The sequence below is a fragment of the Streptomyces desertarenae genome, from assembly GCF_042681365.1.
In the GTDB taxonomy this organism is placed as follows: domain Bacteria; phylum Actinomycetota; class Actinomycetes; order Streptomycetales; family Streptomycetaceae; genus Streptomyces; species Streptomyces desertarenae.
The window spans coordinates 165,627-180,701 of sequence record NZ_JBHUFU010000009.1; the positions used below are offsets into that span (position 1 = coordinate 165,627).

At 74.7% G+C, this 15,075-nt stretch carries 12 protein-coding genes and 1 pseudogene; 10 read left to right on the forward strand and 3 right to left on the reverse strand.

Going from position 1 to position 15,075, the window contains the following annotated elements; translation table 11 throughout:
* Nucleotides 1-300 precede the first annotated feature (300 nt).
* The 7 genes from ACFSJS_RS16760 (at nucleotide 301) to ACFSJS_RS16790 (ending at nucleotide 9,060) form a co-directional block, all read left to right on the forward strand.
* Entirely contained in the window at nucleotides 301-1,059 is a 759-nt protein-coding gene (locus ACFSJS_RS16760) for an alpha/beta fold hydrolase (RefSeq protein WP_380901085.1), read from the forward strand.
* Between the two features lies 1 nt (nucleotide 1,060).
* Entirely contained in the window at nucleotides 1,061-2,320 is a 1,260-nt protein-coding gene (locus ACFSJS_RS16765) for a hypothetical protein (RefSeq protein ID WP_380901087.1), read from the forward strand.
* Nucleotides 2,321-2,431: 111 nt separating this feature from the next.
* Nucleotides 2,432-3,283 carry a class I SAM-dependent RNA methyltransferase gene (locus ACFSJS_RS16770; protein ID WP_380901089.1) on the forward strand — a complete coding sequence of 284 codons (852 nt, stop codon included), beginning with the start codon at nucleotides 2,432-2,434 and terminating at the stop codon, nucleotides 3,281-3,283.
* 284 nt (nucleotides 3,284-3,567) lie between these two features.
* Complete coding sequence (locus ACFSJS_RS16775; protein WP_380901091.1) at nucleotides 3,568-3,954, forward strand: ectoine synthase; 387 nt, start codon at nucleotides 3,568-3,570, stop codon at nucleotides 3,952-3,954.
* Nucleotides 3,954-6,539 (forward strand): AMP-binding protein, encoded by a 2,586-nt coding sequence (locus ACFSJS_RS16780; protein WP_380901093.1) that lies wholly within the window; start codon nucleotides 3,954-3,956, stop codon nucleotides 6,537-6,539. Before ACFSJS_RS16775 ends, ACFSJS_RS16780 begins: the two co-directional genes overlap by 1 nt.
* On the forward strand, nucleotides 6,536-7,828 hold the full coding sequence (locus tag ACFSJS_RS16785; RefSeq protein ID WP_380901095.1) for an acyl-CoA dehydrogenase family protein: 1,293 nt from the start codon (nucleotides 6,536-6,538) through the stop codon (nucleotides 7,826-7,828). Before ACFSJS_RS16780 ends, ACFSJS_RS16785 begins: the two co-directional genes overlap by 4 nt.
* A complete protein-coding gene (locus tag ACFSJS_RS16790) occupies nucleotides 7,825-9,060 on the forward strand; it encodes an MFS transporter (protein ID WP_380901097.1) in 1,236 nt (411 codons plus the stop codon). Before ACFSJS_RS16785 ends, ACFSJS_RS16790 begins: the two co-directional genes overlap by 4 nt.
* Nucleotides 9,061-9,201: 141 nt before the next feature.
* On the opposite strand, the gene ACFSJS_RS16795 is transcribed toward ACFSJS_RS16790, so the two are convergent.
* From ACFSJS_RS16795 to ACFSJS_RS16805, 3 genes and pseudogenes are all read right to left on the reverse strand, one after another.
* The gene (locus ACFSJS_RS16795) at nucleotides 9,202-10,020 is read right to left on the reverse strand and encodes an endonuclease/exonuclease/phosphatase family protein (RefSeq protein ID WP_380901099.1); all 819 of its coding nucleotides are present in this window, start codon (nucleotides 10,018-10,020) and stop codon (nucleotides 9,202-9,204) included.
* Nucleotides 10,021-10,095: 75 nt separating this feature from the next.
* On the reverse strand, nucleotides 10,096-10,563 hold the full coding sequence (locus tag ACFSJS_RS16800; protein WP_380901101.1) for a hypothetical protein: 468 nt from the start codon (nucleotides 10,561-10,563) through the stop codon (nucleotides 10,096-10,098).
* Nucleotides 10,564-10,626: 63 nt separating this feature from the next.
* Nucleotides 10,627-10,805: pseudogene (locus ACFSJS_RS16805) on the reverse strand (alpha/beta hydrolase); the annotation flags it as partial.
* 481 nt (nucleotides 10,806-11,286) lie between these two features.
* Here ACFSJS_RS16805 and ACFSJS_RS16810 point away from each other — a divergent pair.
* From ACFSJS_RS16810 to ACFSJS_RS16820, 3 genes are all read left to right on the forward strand, one after another.
* Entirely contained in the window at nucleotides 11,287-12,324 is a 1,038-nt protein-coding gene (locus ACFSJS_RS16810) for an XRE family transcriptional regulator (protein ID WP_380901103.1), read from the forward strand.
* 218 nt (nucleotides 12,325-12,542) lie between these two features.
* The gene (locus tag ACFSJS_RS16815; protein ID WP_380901105.1) at nucleotides 12,543-13,832 is read left to right on the forward strand and encodes a right-handed parallel beta-helix repeat-containing protein; all 1,290 of its coding nucleotides are present in this window, start codon (nucleotides 12,543-12,545) and stop codon (nucleotides 13,830-13,832) included.
* A gap of 438 nt (nucleotides 13,833-14,270) precedes the next feature.
* Entirely contained in the window at nucleotides 14,271-14,681 is a 411-nt protein-coding gene (locus ACFSJS_RS16820; RefSeq protein ID WP_380901107.1) for a helix-turn-helix domain-containing protein, read from the forward strand.
* The last annotated feature ends 394 nt before the right edge of the window (nucleotides 14,682-15,075 follow it).

Genomic DNA, 15,075 nt, shown 5'->3' on the forward strand with positions numbered 1-15,075 from the left:
GCGGGGGCGGTGACGGAGGCGCGCGAAGCCCTGTGCGCCGTCTGCACGAGGACGCGCTGGGTGGCGCCCCTGTTTCCTCGGTCTGCCCCTTGCCGCCCGGGATGCGGGTGTGAGTCAGTGGACCGTGTGCGCGGCGAGCGGGACGCGGGCTTCGGCGCCCCCGCACGCGGGCGATCCCTCGGGGCCCCGGAGCGCCGCGCCGGGTTCGAACCCTGGAGTGTGATGGATCCACAGGAGAGCGGCACACTTGCGGTACCGGGCGCGAGGCTCCACTTCGAAGTGCGCGGAGAAGGACCGCCGGTGCTGCTCGTCGCGGGCGGCAACTCCGACGCGGCCGTCTTCACGCGCCTGGCCGCCGTCCTGGCCGCGGACCACCGCGTCATCACGTACGACCCGCGCGGCAACTCGCGCAGCCTCCTCGACGGCCCGCCGGCGGACCAGCGGGTCGAAGAGCACGCCGACGACGCGTACCGCCTGCTCGGCCACCTCACCGGGCCCGGCGAGCCCGTGCGCGTCTTCGGGAGCTGCTCGGGTGGGCTCGCCGCACTCGAACTCGCCGTCCGGGACCGGGACCGGGTCCGCTTGACGATCGCCCACGAGCCGCCCGCCGTGGGGCTGCTGCCGGACGCCGGGGACCACCTGGCGTTCTTCGACGACGTCCACGGGACGTTCCGCCGCGAGGGCGTGGCGGCGGCCCTGCGCAAGCTCCGGCTCGTGTTCGGGGACGAGCCCGCGCCGACGCTGCCCGAGGCACCCGACAACACCGCGTTCTTCCTGGCCCACGGCGTCAGGCCGATCACGCGTTTCATGCCCGACCTCACCGCGCTCGCGGCGGTGGCGGACCGGATCGTCGTGGCGGGCGGCCGCGACTCACGCACCCACACCGTCCACCGGCCCGCGGTCGTCCTCGCGGAGCGGCTCGGCCGTGAACGGGTGCTGTTTCCCGGCGGCCACGTCGGCTACGCGAGGTACCCGGCCGAGTTCGCCAGGCGACTCGCCGAGGTCTTCGCCGCCCCCTCCGGCGCGGTGCCCCCGGGCCGCACCGGTGCGGAACACTGACATGCGCATCGTGATGGGGGCCCAGAACTGCGGCTTCGGCCCGGTCTCCGAACTCGTCGCGGTCTCCCGGCTGCTCTCCGGCCACGAGCGGGTGTTCGTCGGAAGCGGCGTGGCGGCGACGTTCGCGCGGCGCAACCCGGACGCCTTCGACGCCATCCGGGAGACCGGCGGAGCACACGGGAGGAACGGGGCCGCGCTGATCGGCGAGCTGCTGGAGACCAGCGACCACGTGGTCTCGGTCATGGACGCCGACCTCGTCCTGCGGTCCGTCGTGGCGCGGCGGCCGGTGGTCATGGTGGACAGCCTCTTCGGCTTCTGGCGGCTCACACGGCCGCTGGCCCGCATCCTCGACCTGTGCGCGAGCATGCCGCGCTCCTCCCACGCCGCGGCACGCCGGCACCTGGCCGCTCTCTCACCGCACGAGCACATCGTCGCGGCGCACCTGCTCGCCACGCACAGCGTGGTGCAGAACTTCCCGGGCGTCCCCGAGCGCGCGGCCGAGTTCGCCGCTCTGGGCGCCGGGTCCGCGATCCACCTGACCGGCCCGATCATCGACTTCGAAGGGCTGGGAAACACCCCGCGCGACGCCGAACCGGAGCACGACCTGCTGGTCAACGTCGGCGGATTCAAGAACTTCCTCCTGGACTTCGAGGTCAACAACGACTACCTGCGCCTGCTCCACCGCTGGATCCCCGACCTGCTGCGCGACTGGCCCCGGTTTCCGCGCGTCCTGGTCTGCGGCGGTCCCTTCGGCGGGCACCGGGAGCGGACCGTCTCGGTCGCCGGCCGGCGGGCCGACTGCCGTCTGCTGCACCAGCGCGACCTGCTGCGCTCGGTGGCGAGCACACCCGACTACCTGCTCGCCCCGGGGCTCACGGCACTCCACGAGTCGGTGGCTCTGGGACGGCTGCCGCTGGGGATCCACGAGCAGCACTACGCGCACGTCTTCACCCTGCGCCGGCTCGACGGGACGCTCTTCGGTCGGAGCGCCGGCCGGTTCGCGGACGTCCTGCCGCACCACCGGGTGCCCGAGGACGACTTCGCCGGGACCGCGGCCCTCGTGGGGATCGCCGGCCGCGTGCTGGAGGACGACGAGCTCTACGGCGTGTTCCGCAGGACGTTCAACGAGCGGATCGAACGCCACGTCTCGCTCACTCCGGCGCGGCGGCGGCACGGCGTCGGGGAGCTGCGGAGGCTGCTCGGCGGTGAGCCGGTCCGGGCGGTGCTGGCCAGGATCGTCCCCCCGGGGTGCGACGGATGACGGCCTGCGGGCAGCGGCTCCGCGGAAGCGGCCGGACCGGTCGGCCGCTGCGGCCCGTACCGCACCCGCCGCGCGGCGGGCAGCGGCACCTTCCCGACACCTGGAGACGGATTGAACGCTTGTGAAGAGCCCGGACCCGCGGCCTTCTTCGCTCTCAGGGACCGGCTGCTCGGCCCCCTGCGCAACCGGTTCCTGACCACGGACCAGCTGTGCGAGGCGGGCCGTCTGCTGTGCGGCCGCCCCGAGGGGCTGTCCCTCTACGGCATCCCCGCACCCGAGATGGAGGCCCGAGGGCTCCGCATCCTGGGCCGCACCGCCGTCGAGTGCACCAAGGACCCCCACCCCGAGGCCGTCGCCGCCGCCATCGCCGAAATCGAGGCCACCGCCCCCGGGGCCGGCGACGGGGCGATGGTCGTCGACCTGTTCTGCGGTTCCGGGAACTTCGGCCACCACCTCGGCCGACGCCTGGGCCGTCCCGTGTACGCCTCCGAACTCGACCCGGTCGTCCACGCGGCCGGCCGGCACAACCTCGCCCGCGTCGGATCCGCCGTCGATCTCCGGCTGGCGGACTACCGCGACCTGCTCGGCGCGCTGCCCGCCCGCAGCGAGCACGACGTCTACGTCGTGGAGCCCGCCTGGGGCCCGGCCCTCACCCCGGACGGTCTCGATCTGGCCCGCACCTCGCCCCCGGTCCCCGAGATCATCGGGAACATCCGGCGGTCCCGCGGCCGCGTGCCGTGCCTGGTGGTGATCGAGACCAGCGACCGCGTCCTCCACGGCTCCCTGGAGTCCTCCTTCAGGGGCGCGGTCCACCTGCGCACCGTCGTCCCCGACCCGTTTCCACCCCACCGCACCGGCTCGCGCTTCCACCTCTACCGCCTCGGGGAGCGCCGCGTCCGCCCCGTGCGGGCCGTGGAGGGGAAAGGCCCCGGTTCCCCGGCGCCTCCGGGCGGAGGCCGGTGAGGCGGGCGGAGGCGGTCCACCGGCCCGCGCCGCTCCTCGGGCACCGGAACGCCGGACGGCCCGTCCGTCCGGCCGCTGCCGCATCCGCGCAGGAGGTGTGGGATCCCCGGCCGCGGCCGTCGGCCGGTCCGTACGCTGGGCGACGCTCGCCGCTCCGGCCGGGAGTCCTTCCCCCATGCGACGTCTTTGCGTCACAGGAGTGACGAGATATCTGCTGTCGGGACCGAGCAAGCGCTTTCTATAGTGATCGCGATCCGCGAGGCCGGAGCGCTGGGGGGAGCGGCATGCTGATCCGATCGTTGGCCGAACTGGCCGGTTCCCGGTACGAGGTCGACTGGGGCAACGGCACCAGTGTCCGTCTCCTCACCGCCGCGGACAACATGGGTTTCACCGTGTGCCACACCGTGGTCCGGGCGGGCACGTCCTCGTTCCTCGAGTACCGCTCGCACCTGGAGGCCTGTTTCTGCCTGTCGGGGTCCGGGGAGATCACGGACCTGGCGGGCAACAGCCACCGGATCACCCCGGGGGTGCTCTACGCGCTCGACCGGCACGACCGGCACCACCTGCGCGCGGACCCGGACGGCGACATGACGCTGCTCAGCGTCTTCAACCCACCGCTGCGGGGCACGGAGCGCCACACGCTCCACCGCGAGAAGGCGTCGTCCTACTGATGGACGGCCTGCTGCACGACGGCGCTCCCGGCGCGGCCGGACACGGCACGCGGCTCGTCGGGCTGTTCGAGGAGAACGCCGCGCGGCACCCCGCACGCGCCGCCGTGACCCTGGACGGCACCACCGTCTCCTACGGGACGCTGAACGAGCTCGCCGACTCGTACGCGGCACGGCTCCTCGGCCTCGGCCTCGGTGCCGGCGACCGCGCGGTGGTCTACGCGGACCTGTCCCTCGACGCCGTCGCGGCGACCCTCGGGATCCTCAAGGCGGGCGGCTGCCTGGTCACCACGCATCCGACGTTCTCGCGGCGCAAACTGGTCCACCAGGTCCGCGCCTGCGATGCCGCCGTCCTGATCACCGACCGGGCCGGGGCCCTGGGCAACCTCTTCCCCGACACCGGCCTGTCCGCCGTGCTCCCCCTGGGCGCCGGCGAACCGCCCGGCGAGCCGGTGTTGCGGCCGCGTCCGCTCGGGCGCCCCAGGAAGGGTCCGGGCATACCGGTCGAGGGCCCGCCGGCCGCCGTGTTCTACACCTCGGGCTCCACTGCGTCGCCGAAGGGCGTGACGATCGGCCACCGCGCCATGACGGCGGCCTTCGAAGCGGTCACCTCCTCCCTCGGCCACACGGCCGACGACGTGGTGCTGAGCTGCACGCCCATCGGCTCCGACTTCGGCTTCCACAACATCGTGATGCCGCTGGCCTTCGGCGGTCGGGTGGTGCTGCTGCGGGGCCTCGCCGCGTCTCCGCGGGAGGTGTGGGAGACCATCGGCAGGGAGGGCGTCACCGCGGTCCACGGTTTCCCCTCCCTGCTCGCCCACCTGTGCCGGGTCGACGACCTCGGCCGGTCCCCGCACGCGTCCCTGCGCATGCTGTCCAGCACCGGGCAGCGCCTCCCCGTGGAGCACATCAGGACACTGCGTGAGGCCCTCCCCGACGTGCCGATCCACTCGATGTACGGGCTCACCGAGTGCAAACGCGTGTGCTCCCTGCCGCCGGAGGAGATCGACCGCCGCCCCGGCTCCGTCGGCGTGCCCGTCCCCGGCGTGCGCGCCTACCTCGTGGACGGTGCCGGCGCCCTCGTCGAGGAGCCCGGGGCGACCGGCGAACTGGCGGTCGCGGGCGACCAGGTGATGCAGGGTTACTGGGGTGACCCCGAGCTGACCGGCCGTGTCCTGCGCGCCGGCCTGTTCGGCGAGGACCGGCTGCTGTTCACGGGTGATCTGTTCACCCGGGACGAGGACGGCTTCCTGCACTGGGTCGCCCGCGGGGACGACGCCTTCAGCCGCTCGATGTTCAAGGTGAACCCGCACGAGGTCGAGGCACGGCTCAGGCAGCATCCCGCGGTGGCCGACGCCGCCGTGGTGCCGGTGCCCGACGAGGAGGAGGGCGAGGTGCCCGCGGCCTGTGTGGTGCCCCGCGGCGGCCACGCACCCGACGCCGAGGAACTGCGCCGGCACTGCGCCGAGCGCCTCGACTGGCACATGGTGCCCGCGGTCGTGGTCTTCCGCGGCGAGCTTCCGCGCACCGAGTCCGGCAAGACCGACCGGCGGGCCCTGCGGCAGGCACTCACCGGCCCGGCCCCCGGGCCCGCGGACGACAGCCCCCGCCGGTACGTGGCGTCGTCCTCGATGACCGGCCTCGCCGACCGCTTCGACGCGATCGCGACCGGACGGGACCAGGTACCGCGCGTCCCGGTGCGCTCCACGATCCGCGGCGCCGTCCCCGACCGGCTGTTGGACTATCAGGACGCGATGGTGGAACGCTCGGGTCCGCTCTTCCGGCACTTCCTGGCCAGCGTCCCCGGTGTCCTGGAGGAGCTGTCCCGGGTCGGCGTCGCGCTGGCCCGCCTGGCCGAGCGCCGCGCGCAGCGCGACGGGCGCGGCCTGACCTTCTACGAGGCGGACGCGTTCGACGGCAGCAACGGGCGCACCCTGGCGGCCTTCGCCGGCGGCCGCGTCACCACCCTGACCAGTTCGCCCAACCGGGCCAACGAGCGGTGGTTCCGCACCTGGGCGGACCCGGCCCGCTCCCGCTACTTCCCCGGCTCGCTGTTCCACCTCGACCGCGCCGGGCTGCGGGCGGTACCGGAGTACGCGCCGTTCCGCGACGGCTTCGACGTGGTGTACGAGACGGCCGCGTTCCAGTTCTACGGCACGGACCGTGCCGCGCAGATCGCGCACCTCGCCGAGGTGCTCAGACCCGGCGGCCTGGCGTTCTTCCTGGAGAAGCTGAACCACCCCGACCCGCTGGAGTACGAGCGCCGGGAACGGGTCAAGGACGAGGTGCACAAGGCCCGCTACTTCTCCCCCGAGGAGATCGAGCGCAAGCGGCAGGAGATGCTGACGCGGATGGCGGACGGCCAGGTGGGGTTCGACGACCTGGTGGGGGCGCTCGGCGACCGCTTCGCCCACGTCCACCTCCTGTGGAACGGCACCAACTTCTACGAGTTCGTGGCGTGTGACGACGCCGGGGCGCTCGCGGAGTTCCTGGAACTGGCGGGGCAGCCGTTCATCCCGGACGGCTTCTGCTTCGAGGACCCGGTCGTGCGCCGGGTCGGCGGGCACGGCGGGGCGGGGCCGCGGTGAGGGGCGCGGACGCGCACGCCGAGGGCGCCGACCCGGAAGTGCTCGCCGCCGTCGACACGCTCGCCGGCCGGTGGGGCGGCCGGGCCGCCGAGGCGGAGCGGGAACGCCGGCTGCCGGACGCGACCGTCGCCGAGCTGCTCGACGCCGGGCTGCTCCAGCTCGCCGCGCCGCCGGGCTTCGGCGGGGCGGGGCACAGCTGGCCCACGCTGGTGGAGGCGGCCCGGCACGCGGCCCGGGCCTGCCCGTCCACCGGGTGGGTCATCGGGGTCGTCGGCGGGCACGCCGCACTGGCCGGGCGGCTGCCGCGGACGGCGGCCGAGACGGTCTTCGCGGCGGGTGCCCGGCAGGTGTTCGCGACGGCGTCCGCGGCGGCCGACGGACGCCTCACCCGCGTTCCCGGCGGTTTCGAGGTGGCGGGCCGGTGGCGGTTCTGCTCCGCCGCCGACCACGCCGACTGGTTCCTGCTCAACGGCCGCGGCGACGATCCGGCGGACCGGGTGCTGGTCCCGCTCGCCGCCGGACAGGTGCGGGTCGAGGACGGGTGGGACGTCAGCGGGATGGCCGGCACCGGATCGCGGGACATCACCGTGGACGGGGTCTTCGTGCCCGAGGCGCTGACCGGCTCCCTGCCGCGCTGCTTCGCCGGGCGGCGACCGTCCGGCACCGGACCGTCGACGTCGCCGTACTACCTCGACGAGGTGCCGTTCCCGGCGTACGTCAACAGCTGCGTCATCGGCCCGGTGCTCGGCTGCGCCGAGGGCGCCTTCGCCGCCTGCCTGGACCGGTTCGCGCGGGGCGGCGGCGGGTCGCGTCCGCTGGAGCAGCCGCTGGTGCGGGACGGGCTGACGGAGAGCGCGGCGGAGCTGGCCTGCGCCCGGCACCTGTACGAGGCCGTGTGCGCGCGCCTGCACGCGGCGGGAACCGCCCGGCGGGCCCTCTCCCCCGAGGATGCCGCCGCGATCGGCAGGGACCGCGCCTACCTGGCCCGCCTGTGCGTCCGCTCCGTGCACCGGCTGGTCCAGCTGGCCGGGACGGCCGCCCACTTCGCCGGCGACCCGCTCGCCCGGCACTGGCGCGACCTGCAGATGATGGCGGCCCACCGCGACCTGGACTGGGCCCGCAACGCGGCGGCGTACGCGGCGGCGGCCTTCGCCGCCGACGGGGCCGGAGGACCCGGCGCCGGTACCGGTCCGGCTCCCGACGGCACGCGGAACGCCGGCGACCGCGTCCCGTCCGCCCCCGACGGCGCGGGGCCGTCCGCCGCGGGCGGGCGCGGACAGGCCACATGACCCGCCTGCCCGAGGCCGCCTTCCTCCGCCGCGAGGGCCGCTGGCTGCTGGGCGGCTTCCTGCTGTTCCTGCTCTCCTCCTTCGGCCAGACCTTCTTCGTCTCGCTCTTCGCCGACGACATCCGCGACAAGCACGGCCTCACCCACGGCTCCTACGGTGCCCTGTACATGGCGGCCACCCTGCTCGGCGCCGTGGCCCTGACCAGGACGGGCGACCTGGTCGACCGTCACCCGGCGCGCCGGGTCGTCCTCGTGAGCGCGCCCCTGCTGGCCCTGGGAGCGGTGGCCATGGCGTGCTCGTCGGACCTCTTCACGCTGTTCGGGGCCCTCGTCCTGCTGCGGCTGTTCGGGCAGGGCATGATGACGCACACCGCGTTCACCGTGCTGGGCCGCTGGTTCACCCGGCAGCGGGGGCGGGCGGTGTCCCTGGCGGCCCTGGGCCTGAACACGGGTGAGGCCGCCCTGCCGGCGCCGGCCGTCGCCCTGGCCGTCGCCGCCGGGTGGCAGTCCGTGTGGTGGGCGGCCGGGGCGCTGGTGGCCGTCGCGGGAGTCGCCGTCGCAGCGTTGTTCAAGGTGGAACGCACCCCGCCCCCCGCGACCGGCGCCCCGGCCCCGGAGGTGCCCGCCGCGGCCGGCTGGACCCGCGCCGAGGTGCTGCGGGACCGGTGCTTCTACCCCCTGCTGCTCACCACCGCGGCGCCCGCCCTGATCGGCAACACCGTCTTCTTCCACCAGGCCCATCTGGCCGAGACGCGCGGCTGGTCGCTCGGGGTGCTGGCGTCGGCGTTCCCGCTCTACGCGGTCTCGACCGTGCTGTGCAGCGTGGCGGGCGGCCTCCTGCTGGACCGGTACACCGGGCTCGTGCTGCTGCCGGTCTTCCTGCTTCCGCTCGGCGGCGGACTGCTGCTGCTCGGCACCGTCACGGCCCCGTGGAGCGTGTTCGCCTTCATGGCCCTGTACGGCGTCACCAACGGCCTCTCCCTGAGCCTGTTCGGCGCGGTGTGGCCCGAGGTCTACGGCACCCGGCACCTCGGCGCCGTCCGGTCGGTGGTGGTGGCGGTCCTGGTCTTCGCCTCGGCTCTGGGCCCCGGGGCCGGCGGCCTGCTGCTCGACGCCGGTGTCGGCCAGCCGGTCCAGCTCGTCGCGCTGGGCGGGTACTGCCTCGCGGCGTCCGTGTTCGTCGTCCCCGTCACCCGGCGTCTGCGGGCCCGCCGCACCGCCGTCCTCCGCTGAAGGGGCGTTCCGTCCCGGCGGGCCGTCCGGTTCCCGCCTCGGCCCGCGCCCGGCCGGCACCGGCCGCGGCGGAGGACCGCCGCGCGGCTCCGGAGCGCGAACCGGCCCGGGACACCGGGGTCCCGGGCCGGTCCCACCGGATCAGCGCGGCAGCCGCGCCCGCACCACCATCACGTCGTGGTCGGTGTACGTCGCCGGCTCGACCTCCAGGGACGGCGCCCTGAGGTTGCCGTAGGCGTGCTGGATTCCGGGGGCCTGGGCGGCGGCCGCGTCGGTCAGGGTCCAGAAACCCTCAGGGGCGCAGGAGGAGCGCCGGTTGACGTCGCCGGCGAAGAGGGTCGGCCGGCCGCGGTCGGCCAGTACCTGCGTCAGTTCCGCGCACTGGGCCGAGTTGGCGCTGCCGGGGGCCTCGCCGTCGGTGGACAGGTGGCTGGTGCACACGTCCACCCCGCGCGCAGTGGTCACGCACAGCCAGCGGCGCTGCTCGACTCCGCTGAACACCGGGAACGGGGCGTCCTGGGAGGCCCGGATCGCCTCCTTCGTCAGCACCGCGTTGCCGAACACCCCGCGGTCCCCCGGCGTCTTGCACGGCAGCGGCGCGCCGCGGTAGATCACCGTCGCGAAGCGGACGTGGTAGCCGGTGCGTGCGGCGATGTCGGCCACGTCGCCGCTGCAGGCCTCGTTGAGGGTGACCGCGTTGACGTCGTTGGCGCGGATGCGGGCCACCGCCTCGTCGACGACCTTCGGGTACTGCGTGCCGGCGTAGCAGCCGGCGTATCCGCTCAGGCAGAGGTTCATCTGCAGCAGCGAGTACGGCGGGCCGGCGTTGCCCGGCTGTGTTCCCGCCGGTGCCGGGGCAGCGGCGGTGGCGGTGGCGGTGGCGGGGAACAGCACCAGGCCGGCGGCGGCCAGGCAGCCGAGCGACAGAGCGCGCAGGCGCGTCAGGAGAAGTCGGATCACGGTCCGATCCTGTCGGCACGCGGGCGGCCACGGGAAGGCAGTTCGTTGCGAATTAAATAACCCCTCACGCAGCCGTCACCGCCGCCGCCCGATCCGGCCCCCTGCTCCGGCGACCGGCACGATCCCGGCCAGCACGGCGGTGCAGGCGGCCGACACCGCCGCCGTATCCCGCACCCGCTGCGGCACGTCGTCCACTTCTCTGATCTCTCCGTCCTCCATGACGCACACCGTGCGCAGGGTGAGGAAGTGGACGTCGTAGTCCACCGCCCCCTTCACCTGGGACCTGCACGGGTGGTTGTAGGGGAACGGGGCCGAGTCCGCCCCGCCATCCTGCGCCACGGCCACGGTCAGCATCAGGTCCATGGCCCCCCACGAGTACGAGGCCGTGGCCATGGCCGCGCAGGCGTAGGCGGCGGCGGTGACCACGCGGCGCCACCCGGACCGGCGTCCGTTCCCCGGCAGGACGATCCGGAGGCACTGGAGCAGGCAGAAGACGACCATCGCGAGGGCGGCGAGGAACACCACCGGTACGAGGAGGATCACGGCGGTCCTTCCGTCGGGTTCGGCCGCTCGCGGTCACGGCCGGGCGGACCGGACCGTGAGCACGGCGAGCCCTTCGAGGTCCTGCGACGCCTGGCGGGCGCGGGGGCAGGTCGCCCCGGATCCGTGGCCGGGCAGGTCGACGGCGACCGAGCGGTGCCCTGGAGGCCGGGTTCGGCCTGAAGCGGCGTGAGGGGGAAGGAGTTCGCGAAGGCTCCTTGAACCAGTACGAACGTCGGCTGCATCTGTCGGCTCGCTTTCCGGGTTCTGCGCCACCGGCGGCACGCGTGTCGCCGGTCCCGTCACCACGAGCTGCCTCGGGTCCGGGGAACGGACCCTCGTCCCTGCGGCGCGCCGGGCGGTCGGGGGCCGAACCCCGGGAACAGCGTGCGGACAGTTGTCCGGTCCGATGACTCACGCTATCCAGCAGGAGATCATCCGCACCACCCGTACGGGTCCTTCCGTTTGTGTGCTTCGCCGCACCCGTGACGTCGGCGGGCGGATCCGTCCCCCCGTCACCGCCGGAAACCCCCGCGCCCCGGCAGGTGGGCGGCGTACGCCCGCCGCCGTCTCACCCGCTCGAAGAGCGAGCAGACCGGATCGCCGGACCGCTCGGCCGCCGTGGCCGAAACACCGCCTTCGGCGCGGACCCGTCTTGAGGCTGCACCTGCCCGAACACGATGCTGAGCACTGTCCGGACGCGGTGTCCGTGAGGAAGGCAGTGCGATGCAGGAGAGCCATGGGCAGCAGAGGCAGATCGGCCGGGAGACGCCCGATCCGTCCCACGCCGCGACAGCGGAGGAGTACGTCGCCGCGCTGCGCGCGCTCAAGGACTGGTCGAAGCTGACCTACCGGCAGCTGTCCGCCCGCGCCGAGGCGGCCGGGGAGGTGCTGCCGCACAGCACCCTGGCCGGTAGCTTGTCCCGGACCACCCTGCCGCGCAGGGACGTGGTGAAAGCGCTGGTCCGGGCCTGCGGTTGCGACGAGGAGGCGATGGCCGCGTGGATGTCCGCCTACGACCGGGCAGCCGCGGCGCAGGTGGCCGGACACCCCGCCGAGACGGGCCCTCCGGACCGGCAGGGGCCCGCTGCGGGAGCAGGCGGCCGCGCCGGCGAGGCGGCGGCGCCCGATGCCGGCGTCGGCGGCAGGCGGCCCGGGCGGTTCCGCCCGGTCGCGCTCCGCCCGCGGTTGTGGGCGGTGGTCGGCACGAGCCTGTCGGCCGTGCTCGTCGCGGGAGTGCTCGTCGCGCTCACCGTCATGGAGGACGGGACCGGCCGGCCGTCCGCGGCCCCGCCCGACCGGCCGCCCGTCGGCGACGTCCGCATCCGTGCGGCCCACACGGGCATGTGCGTCACGGAGGGCCGGGAGCGCAACGGGCGCACCGACCGTCCGCTGGCGGTGCAGCGTGACTGCGGCGCGGTGAAGGGCCTTCCGCCGAGGGTGGCACTGGAAGCACTGGGAAGCGGGGTCTACCAGATCGTCTGGGTCCATCCCGAGCACGGGCCGGGCTGCCTTCAGGTGGACGACGGCGGCCTCCAGGACGGTCTTCTGGTGGCTCCGCACGACTGCGACACCACGGCGCCCCACCAGAGGTTCCTACTCGAACCGGTGGACGGCCCCGGGCCGCGGAGGTTCCAGGTGCGACCGACCCACAGCGGCAAGTGTCTCGGGTTCGTGGACCCGATGACCGAGGAAGGGGCCGAATGGGTGCAGACGACGTGTACGGGCACCGCCGACCAGGAGTTCTTCGTCGAATCCGCCTGACCGGGCGGACGCGCGCCCGGCACCGGCGGGTCCGTCCGAGGCGCGCCGGTGCCGTCCGGAACGTGTCCGGAACGGCCGACACCGTTGCGGCCGGGGGAAACGGCGTACGACGGTGAGAGCATCCGCGGACCGGGCGGGGGCGCCCCTGTCCGGCCCCCCTCCCGCCGGGTTCACGTCCGTTCCCCGCGCGTCTCCTCTCCTCGCCCTCGGAGGTATCCATGCCGCTGTCCCTGTTCCGGACACCCTCGTACAAGCGCCGTGGCGCGGCCTGCCTGTCCGTCGCCGTCGCCATGGCCCTCGCCGGGACCGCGGCGCAGTCCGCGTCCGCCGAGGCCCCGGCCGGGGCCTCGGGCACCACCTACTACGTGGACGCGGTGAACGGTCACGACGGCAACGCGGGGACGAGCGCGGCCGCCGCCTGGCGGAGCCTGGGCAAGGTCAACGCCTTCGCGTTCCGCCCCGGTGACACCGTCAGCTTCCGGCGCGGTCAGAGCTGGACCGGCCGGCTCGTCGTCTCCAGGAGCGGGACGGCGACGAGCCCGCTGTCGGTGACCGCCCACGGCGACGGGGCCCGGCCGGTGATCGGTGGCGGCGCGGTCGAGTGCGTCCTCCTCATCGGCTCGTACGTGCGGGTCTCCGGGCTGCGGGCCACCGGCTGCGCCTGGGCCGGGTTCGAGATCCGGGGCGACCACAACCTGCTCGACTCGGTGCGGGCCGACAAGAACGTCGCCGGGGTGGTCATCACCGAGGGGGCCTCGTTCAACACCGTGCGCGCCGGCGAACTGGTCGACAACAACGAGATGAGCGTCAACGACCCCGGCGGCGAGAACGACTCCGGCGCGTTCGGGATCCTGCTCAACGGCGACGACAACACCATCACCGGCAACACCATCACCGGCAGCTTCGCCACCAGTTACGACTACGGGTACGACGGAGCCGCCATCGAGGTCTACAACGGGGACCGCAACCGCATCGAGTACAACACCACCCGGGACAACCTCGTCTTCACCGAACTCGGGCACGACGAGGGCGCGACCGCGGACGGCAACACGTACGCCTACAACGTCGTCACCTCGGTCCGTGACGCGGGGGCGTTCCTGGTCACCCGCGGAGCCGGAGTCGGCACCGGTCCGGTCAGGGGCACGACGGCCGTGAACAACTCCGTGCACCTGCCCGGCGAACGGTCCGACGGGTGGGTGTGCTACGCGGGGTGCGCACCCGGCGTCCTGAAGCTGCGCAACAACATCGTGTCGGTGGGCGGCACCGTCGGTTACGAGGACGGTGAGGGCGCCGACGAGGACAACAGCGTGTACTGGGGCCCCGACGTCCGGTTCGACCCCGGGCCCGCCTCCGTGACGGCCGATCCCCTGTTCACCGGTGAGGGCGACCTGCGGCTGCAGCCGGGGAGCCCCGCCCTGGGACGCGGCGTCCCCGTCGGCTACACCAGGGACATCGCCGGCGCCGCGGTCCCCGCCACCGCCCCGGACGCCGGAGCGTACCAGCACTGAGCCGGAAGCCCCGGTCGGCTCCCCGAGCCGACCGGGGCCGGCCGCCGCACCGCCGGCCCGCCGTGCTCCCTCGGCGCGGTGCCGTCCCGGAGCCGGCACGGCCCGGACGCCGGCGTGGGCCGGTCCCGGTCCCGGCCCACGCCGGCCGCGGCTGCCGCACGCCGGCACCGCGTCGCCCGCGACAGCGCCGCCGCCCCTCAGTCCCCGTGTCCGTCAGGCCGTCCGGAACAGTCCGGAACGCGCGGGTGCGCGGGGTGCTCGGTACCCGGGACGCCCATGGAGCCGCAGGTGTCCCGCAGCCGACCGGCCAAGCGGCCGGCCCCGGACCGCAATGCCGCGGCGACACCCCACCGCATCCTCAAGGGAGGCCACGAGATGGGACATCACTGTCCACCCCGCCCCGACGACGTTTCCGACCCCCGGTCGTTCGTGGACTGCATGCGTGCGCTCAAAGCGTGGTCCGGGCTGACGTACCGGGAGATCGCCGCCCGTGCGCACCGGAACGGCGACACACTGCCGCCCAGCACGCTCGCGGCCGTGCTGAGTCGCACCACTCTGCCCCGGGAGGACGTGGTACGGGCGTTCGTGCGGGTCTGCGGGGGCAAGGAGGAGACGGACGCCTGGTTGCGGGCGCGCAGCGGGATCGCCCGGGCTGCCTGGGCGCCGGCCGACCCGGACGGGACGCCCGGGCCGGCTCCGGACGGCGGGGAGGGCACCGACGGGCGTCACCAGATGGCCGGCGCCGCCGGCGCGGCGGTGTTCGCCGCCGGTTGCCTGGCCTCCTGGTGGTGCGGCAAACGGCTCGGCAGCAGGACCGCACGGCGACGCCCCGGCCGGGGCACGCCCTGAACGGACTGCCGGGGCCGTTCGCCGAGCGCTGCGGCGGGCACGGGCGGGCCGCCGGGCGGGCGGGATCCACCACCGGTGCGCGCCCTCGGGCCGGGGCAGGGGCCGCGTCGCCACCACGGCCTGCCCCGACGCCCGGCCCCGGGTTTCAGGGCGCATTCCGCTCGGATGGCATCGGCCCGGCCGGCACGCGGTGGCCGCCGACCGGATGTCGGGGCGATCGGTCGGCCTGCTTCCGTGTGCGGCCCGCGCCCGGGCGTTGGCGAAGCGGTGGGGGCGGAGCCGGTTCCGACGGTGGTGCCGTCGAGGGTGCAGCGGCTGCGCCGAGCCGCCGACCCGGGCCGACCGGGCCGCTGCTCCCGGGCGGAGAGTGCGAGGCGGGGAGCGGGAGCGGTCC

What these genes read in the sequence shown, in the direction of transcription:
- ACFSJS_RS16765 (WP_380901087.1), top strand. Translation starts at nt 1,061, where the DNA reads ATGCGCATCGTGATGGGGGCCCAGAACTGCGGCTTCGGCCCGGTCTCC.
- ACFSJS_RS16775 (WP_380901091.1), top strand. Translation starts at nt 3,568, where the DNA reads ATGCTGATCCGATCGTTGGCCGAACTGGCCGGTTCCCGGTACGAGGTC.
- ACFSJS_RS16780 (WP_380901093.1), top strand. Translation starts at nt 3,954, where the DNA reads ATGGACGGCCTGCTGCACGACGGCGCTCCCGGCGCGGCCGGACACGGC.
- ACFSJS_RS16790 (WP_380901097.1), top strand. Translation starts at nt 7,825, where the DNA reads ATGACCCGCCTGCCCGAGGCCGCCTTCCTCCGCCGCGAGGGCCGCTGG.
- ACFSJS_RS16810 (WP_380901103.1), top strand. Translation starts at nt 11,287, where the DNA reads ATGCAGGAGAGCCATGGGCAGCAGAGGCAGATCGGCCGGGAGACGCCC.
- ACFSJS_RS16815 (WP_380901105.1), top strand. Translation starts at nt 12,543, where the DNA reads ATGCCGCTGTCCCTGTTCCGGACACCCTCGTACAAGCGCCGTGGCGCG.
- ACFSJS_RS16820 (WP_380901107.1), top strand. Translation starts at nt 14,271, where the DNA reads ATGCGTGCGCTCAAAGCGTGGTCCGGGCTGACGTACCGGGAGATCGCC.